A 24,792-nucleotide genomic window follows, 5' to 3' on the forward strand; every position below is an offset into this window, starting at 1 on the left:
ACCTCGGGTACCCCCCACGTTCTCCTTACCGTACTTCACCATCCGCCGGACCTCGCGCGGTTGTCATTCCCCGGGCATTCTGCTATGCAGACCAATCCCGCGCATCAGGGCGGGAAAATTTGCGTCGGTTGGAGGAAACGTATGACAGCAACCCCCGAAAACATGGAAAACGCCGCTCTTGAAATGGATCTGAGTTTCGAGAGCGCCCTCGAGAATTACCTCAGCTCCGATTTCGGCGACCTTGAAGAAGGGTCGATCATCAAGGGCGAGGTGGTGCGCGTGGATGAGGACAGCGTCCTCGTCGACGTGAACTTCAAGTCCGAAGGGCAGATTTCCGCTTCCGAGTTCAGGGACAGCACCGGCAAGGTCAACATCGCCGTGGGCGACAAGGTGGACGTCTTCGTCGTTCGCAAGAACGAGATGGAAGGCACCATCACCCTGTCCTTCGAGAAGGCCAAGCGCATGCAGCTCTTCGACAAGCTCGAAGAGATTCAGGAAAACAACGGGGTCATCACCGGCCGCATCGTGCGTCGCATCAAGGGCGGCTACACCGTCGATCTCGGCGGCGTCGAAGCCTTCCTGCCCGGTTCGCACGTGGACCTGCGCCCCGTCCCCGACATGGACGCGCTGGTCAATCAGGAATACGAATTCCGTGTTCTCAAGATCAACCGTCGGCGCAGCAACGTCATCGTTTCCCGCCGCGTCCTGCTTGAAGAGGAACGCGATTCCAAGCGTCAGGATCTGCTGCGCACTCTCGAAGAGAACCAGATCGTCACCGGCAAGGCCAAGAACATCACCGAATACGGCGTGTTCGTGGACCTTGGCGGGCTGGACGGCCTGCTGCACATCACCGACATGTCCTGGAAGCGCATCCGTCACCCGAAGGAACTGGTCACCCTTGGCCAGGAACTGCAACTGAAGGTGCTCTCCTTCGACCGCGACAACCAGAAGGTGTCGCTGGGCATGAAGCAGCTGGTGGCCGACCCCTGGCAGGACATCACCGCCAAGTACCCCGAAGGCGCCAAGCTGCAGGGCCGCGTGACCAACCTGGTGGACTACGGCGCGTTCGTCGAGCTGGAGCCCGGCGTGGAAGGCCTGGTCCACATTTCCGAAATGTCGTGGACCCGCAAGCTGCGCCATCCTTCCCAGATGGTGCGCGTGGGCGACGAAGTGGAAGTGGTCATCCTCGGCGTCGACCAGGACAAGAAGCGCATCTCCCTCGGCATGAAGCAGGTCAAGCCGAACCCGTGGGAAGTTGTGGCTGAAAAGTACCCCGAAGGCACCATCCTTGAAGGCGTGATCAAGAACATCACCGAATTCGGCATGTTCATCGGCATCGAGGACGGCATCGACGGCCTGATCCACGTGTCCGACATCAGCTGGACCAAGAAGATCCGCCATCCCAACGAAGTGTTCAAGACCGGTGACGTGGTGCAGGCCAAGGTGCTGACCGTCGATCAGGAGAACGAAAAGTTCACCCTCGGCATCAAGCAGCTGACCGAAGACCCGTGGACCCACGTGCCTTCCCGTTACCCGGTGGGTGCGCTGATCGAAGGCACGGTGACCAACATCACCGACTTCGGCCTGTTCGTTGAAGTGGAAGAAGGCATCGAAGGCCTGGTCCACGTCTCCGAAATCAGCCAGAAGAAGATCAAGTCGCCCTCCGAAATGTTCAAGGAAGGCGTGGTCATCCAGGCCAAGGTCATCCACGTCTCCGCCGAAGAACGCCGCCTCGGGCTGTCCATCAAGCAGCTCAAGGACGAGGAAGAACGTCGCAAGCCCAAGGAATTCCGCGCCGGTCCCGCCGATACGGGCGGCCAGAACCTTGGTGACCTGCTGAAGCAGAAGCTGGAAGAGGATGCTTCCGACAGCTAGACCCTCCTTCAGCCAGCGGCATCCGTTCATCTTCGGATTCCTGCTCATTCTGGCGGCCGTTGCCCTCTTTATGGGGGCTTCGGCCGCCTTGCGCCATTTGACCGGCAGCACGGGCCCGTTCGCGGGCCCGCGCGTCGGGGTGGTGCGGGTTGAAGGCATGATTGCCGACATCTCCAAGACCACCGCATGGATGGATACCCTGCGCGAAGATCCTTCGGTGCGCGGCGTGCTGCTGCGGGTGGATTCGCCCGGCGGCGGCGTTGCCGCCTCGCAGGAACTGCTGGAGGCCGTGCGCCGCATGGCCCGCGTGAAGCCGGTAGTGGTGTCCATGGGCACCGTGGCCGCTTCCGGCGGGTACTACATCTCGCTGGGCGCCACGCGCGTCATCGCCAACCCCGCCACGCTCACCGGCTCCATCGGCGTGAAGATGGAACTGCCCAACGTGCAGGGGCTGATGGACAAGCTGGGACTGGCCCGGCAGACGCTGGTTTCCGGCGACATGAAGGACGCGGGCTCGCCCTTCCGGGCCATGACCCCGCAGGAGCGCGAGTACCTGCAAGCGCTGGTCATGGACATGTACGACCAGTTCGTGACCGAGGTGGCCAATTCGCGCAACCTGCCGGTGGAAAAGGTGCGCGCCGTGGCCGACGGTCGGGCGCTGACCGGACGGCAGGCCCACGAACTGGGCCTGGTGGACGCTCTGGGCGGCATGGACGTGGCCATGACCGATTTGCAGCAGTTGTGCGGCATCGTCGAGCGGCCCGTACTGGTGGAACAGCCCAAACCTTCGTCGTGGCTGCGCGACGCGCTGGAATCGGTGCTGGACCTGCAACCGGCGTCGCGGGTGGTGACGCCCGGATTCATGTACGTGTATTAGGCCGTTGCGCCCTTTCGCCCTCCGGCGGACCGACCCGAAGGGCGCGTAGCGTGGACGTCAGGCGAGCTTGCGAGCCATACGGACATCGAGAGCAGAGCTGTCAGATTTCGTCTTTTGCTCTGTCACGTACCAAAGAGCGCGTTGCGGTCGCCATCCGTAACACTCACCGTGTTCGTGCAACGGCTGGCGCACGCTCCCGTCGCAAAAGATTCATCTTCCTTGCCGGAGAACGAAAAATCGCAACGGCAAATGCATCCTTGCGAATGTTCCGCCCCTGCCGCCACGTGGTCTGACCCCCGTCAAGTAGACAGTGAAAAAGCCCCCTGGGGGCATCATTCAGGCGGCCAGCTTTTCCCTGTATTCCGCAGGGGAAAGTTGGCTAAGCCTCTTTTGGAAACGTTCCGCATTGTAGAAGCGGATGTATTCTTCTACCAAGATCATAGTCTCGGCAGCAGGTAGGACATTTTGGGTAGCAAATATTTCGGTTTTCAAGTGCGAGAAAAATGACTCAACGACAGCGTTGTCAAGGCAGTTGCCTTTTCTGGAATGGCTGCCGCGTAAGTTCATTTCCGTAAGCCTGTCCGCGTATGTCTTGTGCGTATATTGAAACCCTTGGTCAGAGTGTAGAATAGCCTTGTCCTCGTGCCTGGGAAGGGCACGCAGAGTGGCAAAGACGAGATCAAGATTGTTCTGATTTGACATGTTGTGGGAAATGATTTCGTTATTGTGCAGGTCTTGGATGACTGACAAATACATAAATCCACTCTTGACGGGGATATATGTAATGTCTGTCACGAGCTTTCTGCCAGGCTGCATGCTTGAAAAATCCCGCTTCAGCAGGTTCGGAAAAAGACTGCTCCCCACCCTTCCAAAGAATTTCCGTTTCTTGCGAATGGTGGATTGAATGCCAAGTTTACGCATCAGTCGGTACGCGCGCTTGTGATTCACAAGCAATCCTTCTCGCTTGAGCGCAACGGACATCCTGCGATATCCGTAATACGGACGAAGCGAGTGAATTGCGGTGATATGCATCTCGACAGTGTCGTTCTCACGCTGTTGAAAGAATGTGCTCTTCCACTTGTAAAATCCAGACCTGGATATTCCTGCATGCTTCAGAAGAACTGCGAGTGGGTAACGACTCCGCAGTTCGTCGACTATCAAGAAATTCCACCCTTTTTGTGCGCTCCCCATTCGTGGCCGAACCGGGAGCGATACAACTTTTTTACGTATTCAAGCTCCGCCTTGACGTATTTGAGCTCCTCTTCAGCGGAAGCAAACTTTGTACGCGGTCGACCGCAGCGCTCTCCTTGCCTGCCTCGGCCATCTTCAAGAGATTCACCACGCTGGAATTTTGCAACCCAAGTGCGCAATGTCTTCTTGTCCTTCAATCCCAATTCATTGGTTAACTGCTGGTAGCCCTTATTGCCCTCAAGATAGAGCTTGACCGCAGCCTCCTTAAATTCCTTGCTATACGTCATAAAGTTCCGCTGTGACATAAAACACCCCCATCAGGTTACAACGTCATTCCCTAGTGGGGCTTTTTTACGTTGTCCACCTAATGGGGGGCATACCAACGCCGCAGGGGCTTCCGTTTTGGGGCAGCCAATCTCCACGGCCTGCGGCACAAGGGAGCGCTGATGGATTCGGAAACCGGCAGACATTCCGTGACGGGGCACGGCACGACATACCGCCTGCCCTTCGCCTTCGATGTGGCCCCGGCATGTGCCGCCCGGAAGGAACGACTGACCCGCTGCCTGCGGCTGGAGTCGGTCTGCTTCGCTGCCTGGCCCGCGCAGGAGGAAGAATGGCGGGGCAACCTGCTGCTGCGCGCGGCTGGCGGCTATTCCATGCGCATCAACAGCGGCGTGCCGTTGCTGCCAACATGCCCGGACGTCATGTGGAACGAAGGCCACGTGCGCGAGGCCGAAGCCTGGTTCGCCGCGCGCGGTCTGCCCCCGCAGTTCCGGCTGCCGGAACCGCTGGAAGGGGGAGACGTAGCGGCGGATACCGCTGACGGAGAATCCGGGCGCGATGCGACGGCGGCCCCCGGCTGCGGTGCGGGGTGCGGACTGGACCCCGTGCTTGCCGCCATGGGCTATACCGCCACCGATCCCACACTGGTGCAGGAACTGGATCTGGCCGGTTGGGCCGTGGGCGCGGAAACCGGCGCGCCTGATTCCGCAGTCCGCCCCGTGACTGTGCACACCGGGCCCACCGTACCCACCACGCCCTCACCATCCCGCCAGTGCCTCATGGTGGACCACGCCGCATGGCTGACGGCGGAAGGCACGTTGCGTGGCCGCACGGGCAGCGCCACGGAGAATCCCGTCCTGCGCACCCTGCTGGCCACTCTGGGTACGACCGGCCAGACTTGGCTGTTGTGCGCGGATGGTCAGCCCGCAGTATGCGGCCTTGGGGTGCGCACCGACCAGGATTACGGCATCTTCGCCGTGGTGGCTCGTCCGGATTTGCGGCGACAAGGGCACGGACGCGCACTGGTCGCCGCCATGCTGACGGCGGCCCGGCGTGACGGTGCCTGCGTCGCATGGCTGCAAGTGGGGCAAGAAAATACCCCCGCCCGTGCGTTGTATGAGGGGCTGGGCTTCGCCACCAGCTACGGATACTGGTATCGCGTGCGGCGTTGAGTCCTTTCGGGCGGGAACGGAGCAATAGTGCCAGGTCCGGGTCGATGTCATCCGTCTCAGCCCGGCCTTGTCCGAATCCGACCGCACCCCCGCATCTCGCCCCATTCCCCGGCACCCCGCCGTCTACGCGCATGGCGTGCAGTTCACGTTCATGCTAGCGTTGCAGTCGGGTTCATCCATCTCATCCCTCGGTAATGGCCCGGGCGCATCATTCCCCGCCGCACACGTTTCAAGGAGCACGCCATGACCCGACCGGTCCGCGCCAGCGGCATCCTGCTGCACATCACCTCGCTGCCCTCGGCCTTCGGCATCGGCGACCTTGGTCCGGCGGCGCACGCCTTCGCGCGGTTGCTGGCCGGGGCCGGACAGACGGTGTGGCAGTTCCTGCCGCTTGCGCCCACCTCCACCTTCATCGGCAATTCGCCCTACTCCAGCCCCTCGGCCTTTGCGGGCAATACCCTGCTGATCAGCCCCGAACGGCTGGCCGAAGAAGGCTTTGTCTCGTGGGCCGACGTGGACGCCGGGGCCGAACAGTTTCGCGATGCGACACACGGATCGGGCGGTCCGCACGGCTCCGGCGACCCGGTCCGGTTCGAAGCCGTGGAGGCGCACCGCCGCGTCCTGCTGCGCGCCGCGTGGGAGCGCAACCGCCACCAACTGGCCATGGACACCGCCTATCTGCGCTTCTGCCGGGGCAACGCCCACTGGCTTGACGACTACGCCCGGTTCTCGGTGCTGAAGGAACGCTTCGGCGGGGCTTCCTGGACCACCTGGGACGAGCCCTTCGCCCGCCGCCACGCGGACGCGCTGGCCCTGCTGGACGCGCAGGAAGCCGCCGCACTGGATCACGTGCGCTTCTGCCAGTACCTGTTCTTCCGCCAATGGTATGACCTGCGGGCCGCCTGCACCGACCTTGGCGTGCGGCTGGTGGGCGACGTGCCCATCTACGTCACCCACGACAGCGCCGACGTGTGGGCCAACCCCGGCTATTTCCGACTGGACAAGGATTTCGCCCCCACCCACGTGGCCGGGGTGCCGCCGGACTATTTCAGCGCCACGGGCCAGCGCTGGGGCAACCCGGTGTACGACTGGGACGCCCTGCGGCGCGACGGCTTTGCCTGGTGGGTGCGCCGCGTGGCGCACAACCTGCGCATGGCCGACATCGTGCGGCTGGACCACTTCCGGGGCTTTGCGGGGTACTGGGAGATTCCGGCGGCGGAAGAAACGGCCATCAATGGCCGCTGGGTGGATGCGCCGGGCATGGAGCTGTTCGGCACGCTGGCCCGGCGGTTCACGGCGCTGCCGCTCATTGCCGAGGACCTGGGCGTGATCACCGCCGACGTGCGCGAACTGAAGGCGACCTTCGGCCTGCCGGGCATGAAGGTGCTGCAGTTCGGCTTTGGCGGCGACCCCGCAGACAACCCCGATGTCCCCTTCCGGCACGATGTGCGCAGCGTGGTCTACACCGGCACCCACGACAACGCGCCCACGCGCGCGTGGTTCGAAGCGGCCCCGGCGCACGAGCGGGCCCGGGTGGAAGAATACGTGGGGCACGCCATTGCCCCGCACCAGGCCCCCGGCGTGCTGCTGCGGCTGGCCATGGGCAGCGTGGCGGAACTGGCCGTGGCCCCGGTGCAGGACGTGCTGAGCCTGGGGGCGGAGGCCCGCATGAACACCCCTTCCGTCGCGGCAGGCAACTGGGCCTGGCGGATGACGCCGGACCAGATGGACCCCGGACTGTACGCGGAACTGGCGCGGCTGACGCGCCTCTTCGGCAGGTAGCACGGCAGGTAGTGCGGCAGGCAACACGAAGGCGCACCGCGCTGCTGCCTGACGTCACGATGTGCACGGGTCCGGTCGCACGCCGCGCCCAGGCTGCGCTCAAGCCCGCGCGGGCCGGATGCCAGCCGGGCGCGAATCGTGCGCGAGTCGGACGCGAGTCCTGCGGCCCCTCACGCCAGCAGGCCGCATCCTTGCGCACACCGCAATTTCCGCACCGGCGCATGCCCCCGCACCAGTTGCGAACCGGGCCGCAAACCTGATACATGCCACACCGCGAGGAATCGTTCGGGCGGCATGCGCCGACCGGGAAGATTTCCGCACCGGCCGCCGCTTTTTCCGAAAGCCGGCGGCCCTCGCCCACACCTTCCGGCGGCCACCCAGGCCGTCGCCGCGCGGCGTCCGCCGCGCCTCTGCCAAGGAGCACACCACCTATGTGCGGCATCATCGGATACGCCGGTCATCGTCCCGCCGTTCCCCTCATCATAGAAGGCCTGCGCCGCCTCGAATACCGGGGCTACGACTCGGCGGGGGTCGCCTTCGTCCAGAACCGCGAACTCATCACCGTGCGCGCCGAGGGCAAGCTTTCCGCCCTTGACGAAAAGCTGGCGTCCTGCCCCAACACCGTGGCCACCACGGGCATGGGCCACACCCGCTGGGCCACCCACGGCATTCCCGTGGAACGCAATGCCCACCCGCACAAGTCCAACGACGGCGGCCTCGCCATCGTGCACAACGGCATCATCGAAAACTACGCGGAACTGAAGGCCGAACTTGCCGCCAAGGGCTACGTCTTCCACTCCGAAACCGACACCGAAGTGCTGGCCAACCTCATTTCCGAGGGCCGCAAGCACAACGCCACCATGCTCGACGCCTTTGCCTGGGCGCTGCGCCAGGCCCACGGGGCCTACGCCGTGGCCCTGACCACGCCCGAAGAGCCGGAAGTGCTCTACGCCGCGCGCCTGTCCGCCCCGCTGATCCTGGGCGTGGGCACCGGCGAGAACTTCGTGGCGTCGGACATCCCCGCCTTCCTGCCCTACACCCGCGACGTGGTGTTTCTGGAAGACGGCGAACTGGTGCGCATCGACGCCAACTCGTGGAAGGTCATGCGCATCGCCGACCTTTCGCCGGTGGAAAAGGCCGTCAACCACATCCAGTGGGACATGCAGGCGGCCCAGAAGGGCGGCTACAAGCACTTCATGCTCAAGGAAATCTTCGAGCAGCCCAAGGTCATCACCGACTGCCTTGCAGGCCGCGTGGACTGGAACCGCATGGAAGTGACCCTGCCGGAACTGGCCGCGCTGCCGGTGCCCAAGCGGCTGCACATCGTGGCCTGCGGCACCTCGTACCATGCGGGCATGTGGGGCAAGCACCTGCTGGAAAGCTGGGCGCGCGTGCCGGTGAACGTGGAAATCGCCTCCGAGTTCCGCTACCGCGACATCATCCTGGACCCGGCGGACATGGTGCTGGTCATCAGCCAGTCGGGCGAAACGGCAGACACCCTTGCCGCCCTGCGCATAGCGCGCGAGCACGGGGTGAAGGTGGCGGGCCTGTGCAACGTGGTGGGTTCTTCCATCGCGCGCGAGGCGGATGCGGTCATCTACACCCAGGCCGGGCCGGAAATCAGCGTGGCCTCCACCAAGGCCATGTGCAGCCAGATGGTGCTGCTGACCCTGATGGCCCTGCACTGGGGCCGCAACACCGGCGCGCTGTCTGACAATGTGCGCACCAACGTGCTGCAAACCCTCAGGAAGCTGCCCGGCCAACTGGAAACCGTGCTGCCCGCCATGCGCGACGAGGCGCAGGTGCTGGCCCGCACCTATTCCAAGGCCAAGAGCTTCTTCTACCTGGGGCGCGGCCACTGCTTCCCGCTGGCCCTGGAAGGCGCGCTGAAGCTGAAGGAAATCTCGTACATCCACGCAGAAGGTTACGCATCCGGCGAGATGAAGCATGGCCCCATCGCGCTCATCGACCCGGACTTCCCCACCTTTGCCCTGGCGCTCAACGACGAACTGTTCCCCAAGGTGAAGTCCAACATCGAAGAAGTGCAGGCCCGGCGCGGCAAGATCATTGCCCTGACCAACCCCGGCGTGGAACTGCGGGTGGACCACCCCTGGTCCATCCCCGACGCCTGGGGCCCCATGGCCGCCTTTCTGGTGCTGCCCGCCCTGCAACTGTTCAGCTACGAGGCCGCCGATTACCTGGGCAAGGACGTGGACCAGCCGCGCAACCTCGCCAAGAGCGTGACGGTGGAATAGCCGCGCGCCTCCCGCTCGCGAAACGCCGCGTCCCCGCTCCATGCCCGTGGAGTGGGGACGCATGCGTTTTCGGGCGCATGCCACGCGTTCACCCGGTACCGGACGGGACGTCCTGCCCGCCACCGTGCACCTCGCGCGCGATGTCCAGCCATGCCCGCGCCGCGTGCGACAGGTAGCCCCCGCGCCGCCAGACCAGCGCCATGCGCCACTGCATGTCCGGTTCGTCCAGCAGCACCCGCGCCGCCGTGGTGGTATGGTCCGCCACCATCAGCCGGGGCAGCAGCGCCACGCCCAGCCCCGCCTCCACCAGCCCGATGATGAAGTCCATCTGACCGCTGCGCGCCGCCACCCTGGGACGAAAGCCGCTACGCTCGCACCCGTCCAGCACGATCTGGTTCAGCTGGAACGCCTCGTCGAACAGGATGAACGGCTCGCCAGCGATGTCGCGCAGCCGCAGGGCCTTTCGCCCCGCCATGCCATGCCCCGGCGGCAGCAGCACCATCAGCGGTTCCGCGCGCACGTGCTGCCACTCGAACTCCTCGGATATGGGCGCCAGCGACGCGGCAAGGTCCACCTCGCCCGCGTGCAGCAGTTCGCCCAGCCGCCTGCTGCCGTCCTCCACAAGCCCCACGTCCACACCGGGGTAGCGGCTGCGGAACAACGCAAACACCGGCGCGAACAGGACGCGGCTGCCGAACAGCGGCACGCCCAGCCGCAACGTTCCGCGCCGCAGCCCCCGCAGGTCGTCCAGTTCACCCTGGATGTCCTCGGTGGCGGCCAGGATGCCCCGCGCCCTGCGGAACACCACCTCGCCCGCATCCGTGAGCTGGCTTCTGCTGCCCATGCGGTCCAGCAGCACCACGCCCAGTTCGCCCTCCAACTGGCGCACGGCCTTGCTCACGTTGGACTGGGTGGTGAACAGCGCCCTGGCCGCGGCGGAAAATCCCCCGTGGCGCACCACTTCCACAAAAGCTTGCAACGTTCTGAACTCCATGCTCTATTCCTATCAGAGATACCTTCCATGCTGTCAATTCATTTTACGACCAGATGTGCCGGGCATACGTAGATACCGACGCCAAGCAGCGCCAAGGAGCATCACATGTCCGTTCGCAAGCTTTCCCTTTCCATGCGGCTGGCCGCCCGCCGCAGCCGACTGATCCAGAGTCTGTTCCTCGCCGCCCTGTGGCTGGCGGGCGAGGCCGTGGTCCGATTCGCCCACCTGCCCGTGCCCGGCGGAGTGGTGGGGCTGCTGCTGGTATTGCTGCTGCTGGCCTCCGGCAAGGTGAACGCGGCGGATCTGCAACGCGGCGCCCGCTGGCTGATGGCCGAAATGCTGCTGTTCTTCGTGCCCGCCGTGCTGGCGGTGCTGGACCACCGCGAATTCCTGAGCCTGCTGGGGCTGAAGCTGCTGGCCGTGGTGCTGCTGGGCACGCTGACGGTCATGGGCGGCACGGCGCTGGTGGTGGATGCCTGCTGCCGGATGCACTTTCGTGGCGCCGCCCACGCCCTTGCCTGTCCGGGCCATTCCGGGCCGGTCCCTTCCGGTCCGGACCGTACAGCTCCGGGCCGTACCGGCATGGCGGCGTCCGGTTCGCGCCGTCATCCTTCGTGAGCAACGCCATGAATCTTTACCCTGCCGCCCTGCCCCTGCTTTCCGGCCTGTTCTGGTCGGCGGCCACCATCGTCCTGTACCTTGCGGCCCGCTGGGTGCATGCCCGCATGGGCCGCTGGTGGACGTCACCCCTGTGCCTTGCGCCATTGCTGCTGCTGGCGCTGGCCCTGTCCCTGCGCGTTGGCTACAGCGACTACATCCGGGGCACCCACTGGCTGATGGTCATGCTGGGTCCCGTGACCGTGGCCTTCGCCCTGCCCATTTTCGAGCAGCGCGCGCTGATCCGCCGCCACTGGCCGATTCTGCTGGCCGGAGTGGCCACGGGCAGCAGCCTGGCCATGCTTTCTGCCTGGGGTCTGGCCACCCTGCTCGGCGTTTCTGGCGCCATGCGGCAAAGCCTGCTGCCGCGCTCCATCAGCACCCCCTTTGCCATGACCGTTTCGGGCAGCCTTGGCGGCGTGCCGGACCTGACGGCAGTGTTCGTGGTGCTGACGGGCGTGTTCGGCGCGGCCCTTGGCCAGCTGCTGCTGGCGCGGTTGCCGTTGCGTACCAGCCTTGCGCGCGGGGCGCTGCTGGGCATGGGCGCGCACGGCGCGGGCGTGGCGCAGGCCCGCCGGGTGGGTGACGAGGAAGGCGCCATCGCCAGCCTGGTGATGATTCTGGCGGGCCTGGTCAACGTGCTGGCCGCCCCGTTATTGGGCCTGTTGCTGCATCCGTCGCTGGGCCAATCGCTGAGTCAGTCGCTGCACTGAATTTCGCGGGCCATTCCCGTACGGGAAGAAATGGGTGTGCACCCGCCCGGCATCTTCCCCTGAACGAAAAAGGCCCCCGTGCGGCGGGGGCCTTTCGTCGTTTTGACGGGCAAGAACGGGGACAGCCCAAGGGCTGTTTCTGAATTAGGATGGCTCTAGACCGGCCCGGCATCCTTGGGGGTAATCTCCGCCGCCACCTCGGCATACATGGTCAGGGCCACCATGGCGAAGGTGAGCAACAACGGCCCGTACAACAGCCCAAGAATGCCGAACATGTTCAGGCCGCCCAGAATGGCCAGGAACAGGTAGAGCATGGGAATGCCCGCGCCTTCCTTCATGAACCACGCGCGCAGCAGGCCGTCGGAACTGGAAACCAGCACCGCGCACCACCCCAGCAGAAACACCGCCTGCCACGTCTCGCCCGAAAGGTACAGATAGGCCGTGGCTGGCGCCCAGATCAGCGCCGTGCCCACCACGGGAATCATGGCCGCGAAGGACATGGCGAAGCCCCAGAACAGCGCGGGCAGCCCCACCAGGGCAAAGCCCACCGCGCCAATGACACCCTGGAACACGGCCACCAGCACACCGCCCATGAACACCGAGCGGGCCACGCCGCGCAGGGCCGACAGCAGGCGGTCCTCCTGTGCGTGGGCCAACGGCGAGACGCGTTTGACGAAGGCCATCATCTGACGCCCGTCGCGCAGCAGAAAATACAGGATGAACAGCATCAGCAGAAAGTGGCCGAACAGGTACACGGCATTGCCCACCCCGGCGGTAATGCCGTGCAACACGGCCTCCCCGGCCTGGCGGGCCGCGCCCAGCAGGGTGCCGCGCAGGCTGGCCGGGTCGAAGTCGGCAATGCCCGAGGCGTCGATGCCGAAGCCGCCCAGAGTCTGGGTAACCCACACCGAAAGTTCATGCAGCCGGGCCAGCCCCAGTTCCACCGGCGCGGGCAGGGAAGCTGCCGCAGTGGTTGCGCCCGTTGCGGCAGCCCCGGCGGCGGTTTCGCCCGCGCCATTGCCGGACGCGGCGTAAAAGGCCATGGCCGCGCGGGCCAGGGCGCGGGCCTGGGGAATCAGTGCGGCCACGAACACGGCCAGCGGCGCGGCCACGCCCAGCAGCAGGGTAAGGATGGTGGACGCCGCGGCAAGGTCGCGCTGGCGCACCCGACAGGCGATGCGCTCTTGCAGGGGGGCCGCCAGCGCAGCCACCACGATGGCCACGGCCAGCGTGTGGATGAACGGGCGGGCCAGCAGCCAGCCGATGCCCACGGCCACAACGGCCAGCAGCGCCAGCCAGACCCGCGTGGGCGCGGCGTGGCCGCCAACGGATGGCCCGGATTGCACGGACGCTCCGGATAACGTGGACGACGCGGACGGCGCAGGAACTGCCCCCGCTGCCGCAGATGCGCCAAAAGCCGCCCCCTCCGCCTGTCCAGCGGGGCCATCAGGCATGGATTCCGCGCGGGCAGAAGGGCACCCGGCGCAGGCCGAAGAGGCAAAGGGGTCAATGGAAACGGGGGGGCCGGGGTCACCCGCATCGCACATCTGGTCGGATGCGCCGGGACAGCCGCCACAGGGCGAAGCCAGCCGCGATGCGGCACGGCGCAACACGGGACGGGCGTTACGACGCGGGGAACGGACAGGAGTACTCATGGCGCGGTGCTAGCACGCGGGCGGCGCCGAAGCAACAGCGGCAACGCGACGTTGCTGCGTCTTCGGGCATGGTGGGCAAGACCGAAACGGGAAGGGGGACGACAGGGGGGCGGTCCGCATCGGACGGCATGCAACGCCCCGACGGGGCCGGAACGCCGTCCGGCGTCAGCCCTGTCCCCAACCCTCTACAACTCAGCGCGCTCCAGCAGCTTCAACGGATGCACCACCACCACCTCGCGGCGGGTCACCCGTACCAGTCCCTCGTCCTGCATCTCGCGCAGAAAGTCGCTGACGGTCTGCTGGCACGAGCCGGTCATGGCGGCCATCTGCTCCTGGGTCAGGCGCACGGGAATCACGGCGGGCTCATGCCAGGCCGCCTCGTCGCCCAGCACCTCGTAGGCCATGTACACCAGCAACTTGGCCAGCCGGGTGCCCACGTCGCAGGTCATCAGGTTGCCCACCTGCTCGCCGAGATAACGCACCCGCCCGCCCAGCGTGGCAATGACCCTGCGCGCCACACCAAAATTCTCCGCCAGAAACCCCTCGAACTCGTCCCGCCCCGCCTCGCGCAGCACGCACGGGGTAAGGGCCTGGGCATTGGCCTTGCGCGGCACCGAATCCAGCACCTCTGCCAGCCCGAACATCTCGCCCCGTCTGCGCAGAAAGAAGATGGGCTCCTTGCCCGACGGCGCAATGCGAAAGATGCGCACGATGCCCTGCTCCACGTAGAAGCACGAATCGCCGGAGTCCTCCTCGAAGAACACCATGTCGTTCTTCGCAAAGTCCCTCCGGCGCGACAACGCCAGAAACGCCGCCCGCTCGTCCGGCAGGTCGGCGAAAAAGTCCTCGGTCCAGAGATGCCAGTTGCGTTCCATGAGCCCCCCTGGCGGAGAGCGTAGTACTCCTGTGGCGTATGGCAAGGGGGCAAAGGCGGTATCGGACACCGGATGTCCGCGCCGCCTCCGCCCCCCGGAGTGTGATTACGCGTCCTTGTCAGTAAGAATGGCCGGGGCCACGGCCAGACGGTTTCGGTATTTGTAGGTGGTTTCCACACCGTGGATGTCCACGCACTTCCAGGTGATGTGCTCCTTGCCCATGATGGGCCGCAGGGACGCCTTGTGGTACCCCAACTGGTAGGGAATGCGCGTCTCGATGGCGGCGCGGGGACAGGCCTTGGTGCAGGACATGCAGTCCCAGCAGTCGCGCGTGCAGCGGCAGCGGGCCTTGCCCGTGGCTGCGTCCACCACCATCAGGTTGCCGGGGCAGGCTTCCTCGCAGCGCGATTCGGGCAGCCCTTCGCAGCCGTTGCATTTTTCGGTCAGTATTCTCGGCGGCATGTATTCCTCCGTCCGGATGAAATGCGGTTAGGCCTTGAACCGGTCACCGGGGACCAGCTGTTCGTAGGGCCGGGTAAAGGCGGTTACCTCGCCGGTGGCCGGGTCGCGCCGGGTTTCCACGAAGCAGTCGAAGTTGGCGTCGTCGCGACCGGGGTAATCGCTGCGGGTCTGCCACCCGGCCCAGCGGGTTTCGCGGCGGGCCTTCAGGTGGTGCACCACGGCCTCGGCCACGTCCACGCGGTCCATGGTCTCGTTGGCCTGCATCAGATCGTGCAGGTCGGCGGCCTTCAGGTAGGCGAACTGCGATTGCAGCATCTTGATATGGCGCAGGGCGTAGTCCAGGCGCTCCTCGTTGGTGCGATAGAACTGCGAGCTGCCGCCCGCGTACTCGTCCATCAGGCGCTGGAGGCGTTCCTTCATCTCGGTGGGGGTCACGCCATCGTAGTCCTTGCCACGCAGCAGCGGCGCGAACACGCGGGCCTTTTCCGATTCCACCTGCGAGCCGACGGCGGATTCGTCGGGCGTTTCAAGGCCCGCCGCCATGTAGGCAATGGCGCCGCGCGCGGCCAGCTTGCCTTCCGCCGCGCAGCCGCCCACGAACTTGTTGGGGTTGCCGCCCGCCGTCTCGCCCGCCGCGAACAGGCCGGGCACGGTGGTCATGCGCTGCATGTCCACCCAGAAACCGCCCATGGTGTGGCCACCCATGATGTACGGGTCGGACCCGTAGATCTCGATGGGGTCCTTGGTCACGTCCTGCCCCCGGCTGGCCAGGAACAGCACGAACGACGGACGCTCGTTGAGGTAGTCGGTCATCATGGCCTGCACCAGTTCGGGGGCCATGTTGCGGGTGTCGCAGTAGCAGGGGCCGCGACCGGCCAGCCATTCCTCCATGGGAGCGTTGGCCCGGATGAAGCGCGGGGCCGCGTCGCCGCCAAGGTGGGCGTAGCGGCTCATGACCCGCTCGTCCTTGCAGTTGATGATGGGGGCCTTGTAACCCACCGAAATGGTGTCCACGGGGCCGCAGAAGTCCTTGGTGCGGGTGGCCACCCAGCGCTGCTCCAGCGACGACAGCTCCGCGCCCTGGCGGAAGCCCATGGCATAGCCGGACCCCACGCAGTAGGGGCACATCCAGATCTGCGCGCCGCTGTCGGTGGAATCGGCGGTGTACGACTTGTACAGGGTGCCCGCGCCGCCGGTGGAAACCACCACGGATTTGGCGCGGAACACGTAGAACGCGCCGTCACGCACGCCAAGGCCAGTGGCCCCCACGCAGCGGCCGCCGTCCATGAGCAGGCCGGTGCCCACCACGCGGTTGTACACTTCGGCCCCGGCCTCGATGGCCTTTTCGGCCATGATGGGCTTCAGCTGTTCGCCGTGGATGGAGATGTCCCACTTGCCGCGATAGCGGATCTTGCCGTTCTCGTCGCGCAGGATGGGCAGGCCCCAGCGCTCCAGGTCGTCGATGGCCTCGTTGAGCTCCTCGGCGTTGCTGAGGGCCAGGTCCTCACGCAGGGGACCGCCGCCAACCTGGGCGCGGCTCCAGCGCACCAGATCTTCGGGGGTCTTGCCTTCGGGAATGTAGGTGTTCAGGGCGTCCATGCCTGCAGAACACGCGCCGGAACGCATGATCTCGGCCTTTTCCATGATCACCACGCGCAGCGACGGATCAAGCCGCTTGGCCTCGGTGGCCACGAAACACCCGGCGTTGCCGCCGCCGATGATCAACAGGTCGCACTCCACCGTTTCCGTGCGCACCTCCGCAAGGCTGCGCGGCGCGATGTCCACGGCCCTGCTGGCCTTTCTGTTCGCCATGTCGTTTCTCCCGACGTTGATTGGATACGTTACGGATGCGCCGCAGGGGCCACCGCATCGCCATGCTATTTTCCTGGACACCCCGTGCGGCCACCTGCGGCGCAGGGCTCATGAATTTTTTCTGGTTTGACGTTCTGCGCCACCGCCATCCTGCGGCGCAGGGATTTTGTTCGCTGGCAAGGCGAGCAAGCCTGCCATGAGGGTGCATACTTTTGTCGTATTCACCCGAAATGGCAGGCGCAGCTCAACGCCGCCAGCGCGCAAAAGACCAAGCCGCAGCCTAGGCGCTGCCAAGGCCCAGCTTAATCCCCATGTACTGCAACCCCACGAAGATCAGCAGGATGCCGAACAACAGGCGCAGGTAGCGGGTGTCCACCACGCAGCCCAGACGCCGCCCGAAGTTGGCCCCGCAGTAGCCGCCCATCATGGCGAACACGGCCAGTTGGTAGATGACGGTGTCGGCCACGCCGCGCACGATGAACTGCGAGCCGATGTTGGCCACCTTGACGAAGTTGCCGGTGCCCACGGCCACCATCATGGGCAGGCCGAAGGCCGCGTGCAGCATGGGGGTGAACAGGAAGCCGCCGCCCACGCCGATGATGCCGGTAAGCGCGGCGATGAAGAAGTTGCCGAAGGCCGGGTACAGGATGTTGGTGCGGTAGGACACGCCGTTCCATTCACCGCCCGCGTAGAGCAGGCCCTGCTTTTCGGTGGCCACGAAGCCCGCGCCCTTGCCCGCGCCGGGGCGGAAGGCGCGCCACAGCATCCAGAACGCCGCGCAGAAGACCAGGATGGAGAAGTACATCTTCAGCTGTTCCGGCGACATGCCGAGCGAGATGTACGCGCCCGCGCCCGCGCCCAGAAAGCCGGTGGCCATCATGGGAAAGGCCACCTTCATGTTGGGGGTCTTCTTGGACAGGTGCACCATGGCGGCCATCAGGCCGATGACGGCGGAGGCAAGGCTGTTGGTGCCCAGGGCCACCTTGACCGGCAGGCCCAGCCACAGGGTGTACAGGGGCACGGAGAACAGGCTGATGAACGCCCCCACCATGCCGCCAAGGAAACCGGCCACCATGCCCACGCCGATGCCCAGCACCGGCACCACGTTGACGGTGCCCCAGGTGGGGTGGCTCCAGGCCACTGTCCACGAGGGGGCCACGGATTCCTTGACCAGCGCCAGCAGCAGCACGGCGGTCAGCGCCCACAGGGCCATGTTGGCGGGGGTGCGTTCGCCCAGCACCGCCCGGATGCCCGTGAGGAACGGGGAACAGGTGACGTCAACGTCCGCCGCTCCGTGTGCCGGGGCCGCTCCCGCCGCCGCCCCCGTCTTGTTCGTATCCGCCATTCCCGCCTCCCTTGCTGGTTGAAATGAGTGTGGTGAGTGTGCCCGCCTCGCCGGGGCATCCGGAACCGGACAGCCGGACGCGGGGCGTGCATCGTGAGCCACGGGAGTAGCGCGGTGGGGCAAAGGGTTCTATCGCGGGGACGATAAACCGGGGAAACGTGACAAAATGGGGGGGAAGGAAGGCGGGGTGGCAAGAAACGCCAGCAAATAAACCCATGTGATTCCCTGGCGTTATGCTTGATAAATAAAAAAGAGCAGACCACACGCATTCCGCGTCGCCTGCTGACAAGCCACGCGGGCCAAGGTATGAAAGAAGCATCCCCGTTCCTGCCGCACGATGCCCGCGCACTGCGAACCGGGCGCCACGAACAGGTCACCACGGACACGCGGCGCAACACGGGGAAGGGGGTGCGCCGTGTTCGCCCTGCTGTTTCTGCACCGCGATTGCGTGGGCTGCGGCTATTGCTGCGCCAAATCCCAGTGCCCGCCGGGGCGGGAGGCCTACGGCGACCACCGCCGCTGCCCCGGCCTGTTCTGGGATGGCGCGCGCTACCGCTGCCGACTGGTGATCACCGACGCGCAGGCCGCCGCCGTGTTGCAGGTGGGCGAAGGCTGCTGCCGCCCGCTGAACCGCTGGCGCAAGGATGTGCGGGAACGGGTGAAGCCGTTGTGACGGCGATGCGGCCCTGTCCGCCCTTACCTGTCCCGTCGGCCTATCCCGTCGGCCTATCCCGTCGGCCTGTCCGGTCCCGGCCTGCCAGCCTGACGGTTACAGGCATCCCCGCGCCGCCATGGTTACCGCCCCGCGCCACCCGTACCAGCCCGCACCCGCGCACACGGCTTTGCTTCGGGCGCGGCGTGACGTATACCCTTTGCGCAGGCGGCCCGGCCCGTGACCGCGCTAGGGGTTCCTGCCGGAATGACGGGACTGCGCCCCGTCCCGGTGCCGCCCCGCGCAGCCCTGTCGTACCGGCCCGTCCGGCGCGCCAACCCCTCACATCCAACCGCCAACCGGAACCAGCATGTCGCTTACCCAACGCCTCGGCCTTCGCGGCGATCCCCTGTGGCTCATGGACGGCTCGGCCTTCATCTTCCGGGGCTTCTACGCCTATCAGAGCATGCAGCGTTCGGACGGGTTTCCCACCAACGCGCTGTTCATCGTCACCCGCATCCTGCTGCGCCTTCTGCGCGAGGAACGCCCCACCAATTTCTGCTTCGTGCTGGACGGCAAGGGACCGACCTTCCGACACGAGCTGTTCCCGCCGTACAAGATGCAGCGCGCCGTGACGCCGGAACCGCTGGTGCAGCAACTGGACCCCATCAAGCGCATGGTGAAGGCGCTGGGCCTTCCGCTGGTCGTCTCCGACGGATGCGAGGCCGACGACTGCATCGCCTCGCTGGCGGCGCGCCACCGCAGCGAGCGGCCCGTGGTCATCGTGGGCACGGACAAGGACCTCAAGCAGTGCCTGCACGACAACGTGGTGCTGTGGGACCCGGCGGCCAAGGAAGAAAAGCTGGTCACGCTGGCGGACTTCACGGCGGAAACGGGCCTTGCGCCCGCCCGCTGGCCCGACTTTCAGGCGGTCATCGGCGATTCGTCGGACAACATTCCCGGCATCCCCGGCGTGGGCCCCAAGACGGCGGAAAAGATATTCAAGGACTTCGGCTCGCTGGAAGAAATCCGCGACCGCGTGGGCGATCTGCCCGAAAAGCTGCGCGCCAAGTTCGAGCCGCACCTTGAAACCATGTTCCTGTACCGCCAGCTGACCACCCTGACCACCGACGCCTGCCCGGAAGTGACCCTGCCCGACCTGGCCGTGCGCCCGCTGGACCCGGCGGAGGCAGGGGCCATGCTGCGTGAATTCGAGCTGCGCCAACTGACCCGCGAACTATCCGGCATGATCGAGAACGGCAGCGTCACCTCCGCCCCGCGCTCCAGCGGTCAGGTGCAGGCCAGCCTGTTCGGCGACGAGGGCCGCCGGGCCGATCCGGTGAACACCTGCGCCGACCCCGGCAAGCTGCCCGACTGCGAAGGCGTGGCCGCCGCCGTGGTGCCGCTGTTCGACAACGGCGCCATCACCGCCTACGCCGTGGCCGCAGGGGATTGCGAAAGCCGCTACTCCGGCCCGGTGGAGGCCCTTGCCCGCCACCTTTCCAAGGCCGCCCAGGTGGCCGCGCCCGACGTGAAGCATCTCTTGCGCACCGACCCGGCGTGGGGCGGCGTGGACCCGGCCCGCTGGTTCGACCTGGGGCTTGCCGCCTACCTGCTGAACCCGGAAGAGCGCGACTACGGCTGGCCGCGTCTGGCCGCCCGCTGGGGCGACGAACTGGAGCGCTCGTCCGGCAATCCCGGCCTGCTGGCGCTGGAAATGGCGGGCGCGCTGTCGGGCCGTCTGGCCGGGGCGCAGCTGTCCCGCCTGATGCGCACGCTGGAAATGCCGCTGATCCCCGTGCTGGCCGACATGGAGGCCGCAGGCATCGCCGTGGATCTGGACGCCTTTGCCGCCTTCCTGCGCGAGGTGCAGGGCGAACTGGACCGCCTGACGCGCGACGTCTACAAGGCCGCCGGGGGCGAATTCAACATCCGCTCGTCGCAGCAGCTGGCCGAACTGCTGTTCGGCACGCTGGGTCTGCCCACGGGCGGCAAGACCAAGGGCGGCCAGACCTCCACCGCGCAGGACGTGCTGGAAAAGCTGTCCGGTCGCCATCCGGTGGTGGACGCCATCCTGGAATTCCGCAAGCTGGAGAAGCTGCGCTCCACCTATCTGGAACCGCTGCCCCGCCTCGTGGACGGTGCCGGGCGCATCCATACCACCTTCAACCAGCTGGCCACGGCCACCGGGCGGTTGTCGTCCAGCAACCCGAACCTCCAGAACATTCCCGTGCGGGGCGACCTGGGCCGCCGCATGCGCACCTGCTTCACCGCCGCGCCGAGCCTGCGGCTGGTGTCCGCCGACTATTCACAGGTGGAACTGCGCGTGCTGGCCCACATGTCTCAAGACCCCACGCTGCTGGCCGCCTTCCGCGAGGGGGCGGACATCCACAGCCGCACCGCCAGCCTGTTGTACGACGTGGCGCAGGATCAGGTTTCCACCGACCAGCGCCGCAACGCCAAGACCATCAACTTCGGGCTCATCTACGGCATGGGGCCGCAGAAGCTGGCGCAGGAACTGCGCATCCCGCTTACCGAGGCCAAGGCGTTCATCGAACGGTATTTCAGCAAGTTGCAGAAGCTGCGCGAATTCTACGACGAGGCGGAAACCACCGCCCGCGAACTGGGCTACGTGACCACCATGGCGGGCCGCCGCCGCCTGCTGCCGGAAATCCATTCCGAAAACACCCAGCTGAAGTCGCAGGCGCGCCGTCAGGCCATCAACACCCTGATCCAGGGCAGCGCCGCCGACATCATCAAGCTGGCCATGCTGGCAGCCCACGCCGACCCGGAACTGCACGCGCTGAACGCCCGGCTCATCCTGCAGGTGCACGACGAACTGCTGCTGGAAGTGCCCGCCGACAACGCCCCCGCCGCTGGCGAGCGCCTTGCCGCGCTCATGTCCGGCGTGCGCCCCGGCGGGGTTGCACTGGATGTTCCGTTGGCAGTTGACTGGGGGCAAGGTGAGAATTGGGGCTTGGCTCACTAAGAAAATTCACGCGGGGGAGGGAAAGGAAACTTTTGAAAAAGTTTCCTTTCCCTCCCCCGCACCCCCTCCCTATCCTTCAAAACTTTTCATTTGGGGGCTGCCACAGTAGGCTGGGCAAACCCAATTGAAACGTTTTTGGGAAAAGGGATGGGGTTCCGGGGGAAAGGGAAAACCCCTTCACGCTCTGCGGTCGCCATCCGTAAGGCTCGAAGACTCGCCCAACGGCTGCCGCAAAAGGGGGTTTTCCCCTTCCCCCGGTTCTTCTTGTTATTACAGCCAGTAAAGGACCGCATGAAGACACTGATCCTGAAACGCGGAGAAGAGCGCCGACTGCGCGTGGGGCACCTGTGGGTGTTCAGCAACGAAGTGGACGTGCAGCGCACGCCGCTCAAGGACTTTGCGCCGGGCGAGGCCGCCCTGGTCATGGACGACGGGGGCCGCTGCCTGGGCACGGCTTACGTGAACCCGGCATCGCTGATCTGCGCCCGGTTGGTGAGCCGCCGCGAGAACGACCCGCTGAACGCGGACCTGCTCAAAACGCGTATTGGCCGCGCGCTGGCCTTGCGGCAGGCGCTGTTCGACACGCCGCACTACCGGCTGTGCTTTGGCGAGGGCGACATGCTGCCCGGCCTTGTGGTGGACCGCTACGGCGACACGCTGGTGGCCCAGATCACCACGGCGGGCATGGACGCGCAGACCGACGCGGTGGTTGCCGCGCTGGTGGAGGCCACCGGGGCCACCGGGGTGCTGCTGCGCAACGACACGGCCTCGCGCGAACTGGAAGGGCTGACCCGCGAGGTGCGTGTGGCCTACGGCTCCGTGCCCGACACGGTGGAAATTTCCGAGAACGGCTGCACCTTCACCGTGCCGCTCACCGCCGGGCAGAAGACCGGGTGGTTCTACGACCAGCGCGGCAACCGGGCCTTTGCCGCCCGCTTCGCCAAGGGGCAGGACGTGCTGGACGTGTTCTGCTACGTGGGCAGCTTTGGCGCCACGGCGGCGCGCGCGGGCGCGGCATCGGTCACGCTGGTGGATGCGTCCCTGCCTGCCGTCGAACTGGCGGTGGAAAACGTGAAGACCAATGGCCGCGCCTATGGGCCGGGCGGTGTGGACGACGCCGACGGCATCGAGGGCGACGCCTTCGAGGCCATGACGGAACTGCGGCGCGAGGGCCGCAAGTTCGGTCTGGTCTGCCTGGACCCGCCCGCGTTCATCAAGCGCAGGAAGGACGCCAAGCAGGGCCTGACGGCCTACCAGCGGGCCAACGAACTGGCACTCGACCTGGTGGCCGATGGGGGTGTATTCGTCACCTGTTCCTGCTCGCAACACCTCGACAGGGAAGAATTGCGCCGCGTGCTTACCCATGCCGCGGCAAAACGGAAGATGCAGGCCCAGATCATCGCACAGGGGCATCAGGGCGCGGACCACCCGGTACACCCGGCCATGGCCGAGACCGACTACCTGAAATCCTTCACCGCGCGGATATTCCGCGCCTGAACCGGAGACATTGCGGCATGCTCGACAAGCCCCGCCTGCTCACTCCCGGCCCCACGCCCACGCCCGAACGGGTGCGGCTGGCCATGGCCCATGACATGATCCACCACCGCAAGCCCGCCTTCAAGGCCATCATGGCGGCGGTGCAGCCCAAGCTGCGCGAACTGTTCGGCACGGCCCAGCCGGTGCTGCCCATGGCCTGTTCCGGCTCGGGCGTCATGACCGCCGCCGTGCACGGCCTGTTCAAGCCGGGCGAGAAGGTCATCGTGGTCGAAGGCGGCAAGTTCGGCCAGCGCTGGCGCGAAATCGCCGCCGTGCGCGGCCTCTCCGTGGTGTCCGTGGTGGTGGACTGGGGCCGCCCGGTCACCCCGGCGGAAGTGGAAGCCGCCCTGAACGAACACCCGGACGCTGCAGGCGTGCTGGTGCAGCTGTCGGAAACTTCCACCGGCACCCTGCACCCGGTGCGCGAGATCGCCAGGCTCACCGCCAACCGCGATACCCTGCTGGTGGCCGACGGCATCTCCGCCGTCAGCATCTCGCCCTGCCCCATGGACGAATGGGGCATCGACTGCCTGCTCACCGGCTCGCAAAAGGGGCTGATGCTGCCGCCGGGCCTTGCGCTCATCGCGCTGTCCGAACGGGCCTGGCGCAAGGCCGACACGGTGCCGCCCTCGTGCTTCTATTTCAACTTCCGGGGCGAGCTGGCCAACCAGGAAAAGCAGCAGACCCTGTTCACCACGCCGGTCAGTCTTATCATAGGGCTGAACGAAAGCCTGGACATGTTCCGCGAGGTGGGGCTGGAGACCGTGTACCGCAAGCAGTGGGCGCTGACGCAGATGGCCCGGCGCGGGGTAACGGCCATGGGCCTTGAGCCGCTGGTGAAGGAAGGCTACACATGGGGCCTGACCAGCGTGCTGCTGCCCGAAGGCGTACCCGCCACCGGCGTGCTGCGCGTGGCGGCGGAACGCTTTGGCGTCATCATGGCCGCCGGGCAGGACCACCTGAAGGAACGCATCATCCGCATCGGCCACATGGGCTGGCTGGACTGGGCCGACCTGGCAGCCGGACTGCATGCGCTGGCCGAGGGCTTCCGGGCCTGCGGCGGGTACATCGGCGCGCGCGACGTGCTGGAACAGGCCCTGGCCGCGTACCAGGCCGGGCTGGCCGTTGCACCGGGAACGGAGATTTAGGAAATACGGGGAGGGGACCCTTTGAAAAGGGTCTCCCTCCCCGAACCCCTCCCCCCCAAACTTTTTGATAGTTGGGGCTGCCGTCATCTTTTGACTGGGGTGCAGGGGGCGTGCCCCCTGCCCGCCGGAGGCACCAAAAAAACCTGCTGGCTCCCAAACGCGAGGATGTGACCATGACCGACAACGAACGCACCGGCTGCGGCTGCGCGGCTGGCGGAGCCAGGGATGGCGCGCAGGATGGCGCTTCCCATGGTGCGGCGCAGATGCCGCAGGTGACCTTTTCCACCTTCATCCTGTCGCTGGCCTCGTCGGCGCTGGTGCAACTGGGCGAAGTGCCCGACCCCGACACCGGGCGCACCAGCGAGAACCTGCTGATGGCCAAGCACACCATCGACGTGCTGACCATGCTGCAGGAAAAGACGCGCGGTTGCGCCGACGCGGACGAGGCGCGCCTGCTGGAAGGCGTGCTGTACGAACTGCGCATGAAGTACGTGGTGCACAGGAAGTAGCCGCCAGTTCC

The 24,792-nt window shown here is 66.0% G+C and carries 20 protein-coding genes; 12 read left to right on the forward strand and 8 right to left on the reverse strand.

Translation table 11 applies throughout. From position 1 onward, the window contains the following. Positions 1-141: 141 nt before the first annotated feature. Both DESTE_RS08915 and sppA read left to right on the forward strand, forming a co-directional pair. Positions 142-1,875: a 30S ribosomal protein S1 gene (locus DESTE_RS08915; protein ID WP_035066997.1), complete on the forward strand. Its 1,734-nt coding sequence runs from the start codon at positions 142-144 to the stop codon at positions 1,873-1,875. After that, positions 1,859-2,752 carry a signal peptide peptidase SppA gene (gene sppA / locus DESTE_RS08920; protein ID WP_035066999.1) on the forward strand — a complete coding sequence of 298 codons (894 nt, stop codon included), beginning with the start codon at positions 1,859-1,861 and terminating at the stop codon, positions 2,750-2,752. Before DESTE_RS08915 ends, sppA begins: the two co-directional genes overlap by 17 nt. A 336-nt stretch (positions 2,753-3,088) precedes the next feature. Here sppA and DESTE_RS08925 read toward each other — a convergent pair whose 3' ends face one another. Next, positions 3,089-3,943, reverse strand: a complete 855-nt coding sequence (locus DESTE_RS08925) for an IS3 family transposase (RefSeq protein ID WP_035067002.1) — start codon at positions 3,941-3,943, stop codon at positions 3,089-3,091. Continuing rightward, on the reverse strand, positions 3,910-4,230 hold the full coding sequence (locus tag DESTE_RS17625; protein ID WP_198015345.1) for a transposase: 321 nt from the start codon (positions 4,228-4,230) through the stop codon (positions 3,910-3,912). The genes DESTE_RS08925 and DESTE_RS17625 overlap by 34 nt, the downstream gene beginning before the upstream one ends. 159 nt (positions 4,231-4,389) lie before the next feature. Here DESTE_RS17625 and DESTE_RS08930 point away from each other — a divergent pair, with 159 nt between their 5' ends. The 3 genes from DESTE_RS08930 (at position 4,390) to glmS (ending at position 9,434) form a co-directional block, all read left to right on the forward strand. Next, positions 4,390-5,397: a GNAT family N-acetyltransferase gene (locus DESTE_RS08930; RefSeq protein WP_035067004.1), complete on the forward strand. Its 1,008-nt coding sequence runs from the start codon at positions 4,390-4,392 to the stop codon at positions 5,395-5,397. A 210-nt stretch (positions 5,398-5,607) separates the two neighbouring features. Next, the gene (gene malQ, locus DESTE_RS08935; RefSeq protein WP_281172069.1) at positions 5,608-7,179 is read left to right on the forward strand and encodes a 4-alpha-glucanotransferase; all 1,572 of its coding nucleotides are present in this window, start codon (positions 5,608-5,610) and stop codon (positions 7,177-7,179) included. 431 nt (positions 7,180-7,610) lie between these two features. Further along, entirely contained in the window at positions 7,611-9,434 is a 1,824-nt protein-coding gene (glmS, locus tag DESTE_RS08940) for a glutamine--fructose-6-phosphate transaminase (isomerizing) (RefSeq protein ID WP_035067008.1), read from the forward strand. 88 nt (positions 9,435-9,522) lie between these two features. Here the strand turns inward: glmS and DESTE_RS08945 are convergent, their stop codons facing one another. Then, positions 9,523-10,428: a LysR family transcriptional regulator gene (locus DESTE_RS08945; protein ID WP_035067009.1), complete on the reverse strand. Its 906-nt coding sequence runs from the start codon at positions 10,426-10,428 to the stop codon at positions 9,523-9,525. A 105-nt stretch (positions 10,429-10,533) separates the two neighbouring features. On the opposite strand from DESTE_RS08945, the gene DESTE_RS08950 reads away from it, so the two are divergent. Together DESTE_RS08950 and DESTE_RS08955 are read left to right on the forward strand one after the other, a co-directional pair. Then, complete coding sequence (locus tag DESTE_RS08950) at positions 10,534-11,046, forward strand: CidA/LrgA family protein (protein ID WP_084559416.1); 513 nt, start codon at positions 10,534-10,536, stop codon at positions 11,044-11,046. Positions 11,047-11,054: 8 nt separating this feature from the next. Continuing rightward, the gene (locus DESTE_RS08955; protein ID WP_051384611.1) at positions 11,055-11,798 is read left to right on the forward strand and encodes an LrgB family protein; all 744 of its coding nucleotides are present in this window, start codon (positions 11,055-11,057) and stop codon (positions 11,796-11,798) included. Positions 11,799-11,953: 155 nt separating this feature from the next. Here DESTE_RS08955 and DESTE_RS08960 read toward each other — a convergent pair whose 3' ends face one another. From DESTE_RS08960 to DESTE_RS08980, 5 genes are all read right to left on the reverse strand, one after another. Then, a complete protein-coding gene (locus DESTE_RS08960) occupies positions 11,954-13,144 on the reverse strand; it encodes an AI-2E family transporter (RefSeq protein WP_245590787.1) in 1,191 nt (396 codons plus the stop codon). Between the two features lie 494 nt (positions 13,145-13,638). Then, positions 13,639-14,328: a Crp/Fnr family transcriptional regulator gene (locus DESTE_RS08965; RefSeq protein ID WP_035067013.1), complete on the reverse strand. Its 690-nt coding sequence runs from the start codon at positions 14,326-14,328 to the stop codon at positions 13,639-13,641. Positions 14,329-14,433: 105 nt separating this feature from the next. After that, positions 14,434-14,790 (reverse strand): 4Fe-4S dicluster domain-containing protein, encoded by a 357-nt coding sequence (locus DESTE_RS08970; protein ID WP_035067015.1) that lies wholly within the window; start codon positions 14,788-14,790, stop codon positions 14,434-14,436. Between the two features lie 27 nt (positions 14,791-14,817). Continuing rightward, a complete protein-coding gene (locus DESTE_RS08975) occupies positions 14,818-16,602 on the reverse strand; it encodes an FAD-binding protein (protein ID WP_035067017.1) in 1,785 nt (594 codons plus the stop codon). A gap of 280 nt (positions 16,603-16,882) precedes the next feature. Continuing rightward, entirely contained in the window at positions 16,883-17,947 is a 1,065-nt protein-coding gene (locus DESTE_RS08980; protein ID WP_035067019.1) for a sulfite exporter TauE/SafE family protein, read from the reverse strand. A gap of 415 nt (positions 17,948-18,362) precedes the next feature. Here DESTE_RS08980 and DESTE_RS08985 point away from each other — a divergent pair, with 415 nt between their 5' ends. The 5 genes from DESTE_RS08985 (at position 18,363) to DESTE_RS09005 (ending at position 24,781) form a co-directional block, all read left to right on the forward strand. Next, on the forward strand, positions 18,363-18,620 hold the full coding sequence (locus DESTE_RS08985) for a hypothetical protein (RefSeq protein WP_035067021.1): 258 nt from the start codon (positions 18,363-18,365) through the stop codon (positions 18,618-18,620). A 349-nt stretch (positions 18,621-18,969) separates the two neighbouring features. After that, on the forward strand, positions 18,970-21,588 hold the full coding sequence (gene polA, locus DESTE_RS08990) for a DNA polymerase I (protein WP_035067023.1): 2,619 nt from the start codon (positions 18,970-18,972) through the stop codon (positions 21,586-21,588). 291 nt (positions 21,589-21,879) lie between these two features. Then, positions 21,880-23,085: a class I SAM-dependent rRNA methyltransferase gene (locus DESTE_RS08995; protein ID WP_035067025.1), complete on the forward strand. Its 1,206-nt coding sequence runs from the start codon at positions 21,880-21,882 to the stop codon at positions 23,083-23,085. Between the two features lie 17 nt (positions 23,086-23,102). After that, entirely contained in the window at positions 23,103-24,272 is a 1,170-nt protein-coding gene (locus DESTE_RS09000; protein WP_035067027.1) for a pyridoxal-phosphate-dependent aminotransferase family protein, read from the forward strand. A 173-nt stretch (positions 24,273-24,445) separates the two neighbouring features. Then, positions 24,446-24,781: a DUF1844 domain-containing protein gene (locus DESTE_RS09005; RefSeq protein ID WP_035067029.1), complete on the forward strand. Its 336-nt coding sequence runs from the start codon at positions 24,446-24,448 to the stop codon at positions 24,779-24,781. Positions 24,782-24,792: the final 11 nt, after the last annotated feature.

It is taken from the genome of Nitratidesulfovibrio termitidis HI1, from assembly GCF_000504305.1.
GTDB classification, from domain to species: domain Bacteria; phylum Desulfobacterota; class Desulfovibrionia; order Desulfovibrionales; family Desulfovibrionaceae; genus Cupidesulfovibrio; species Cupidesulfovibrio termitidis.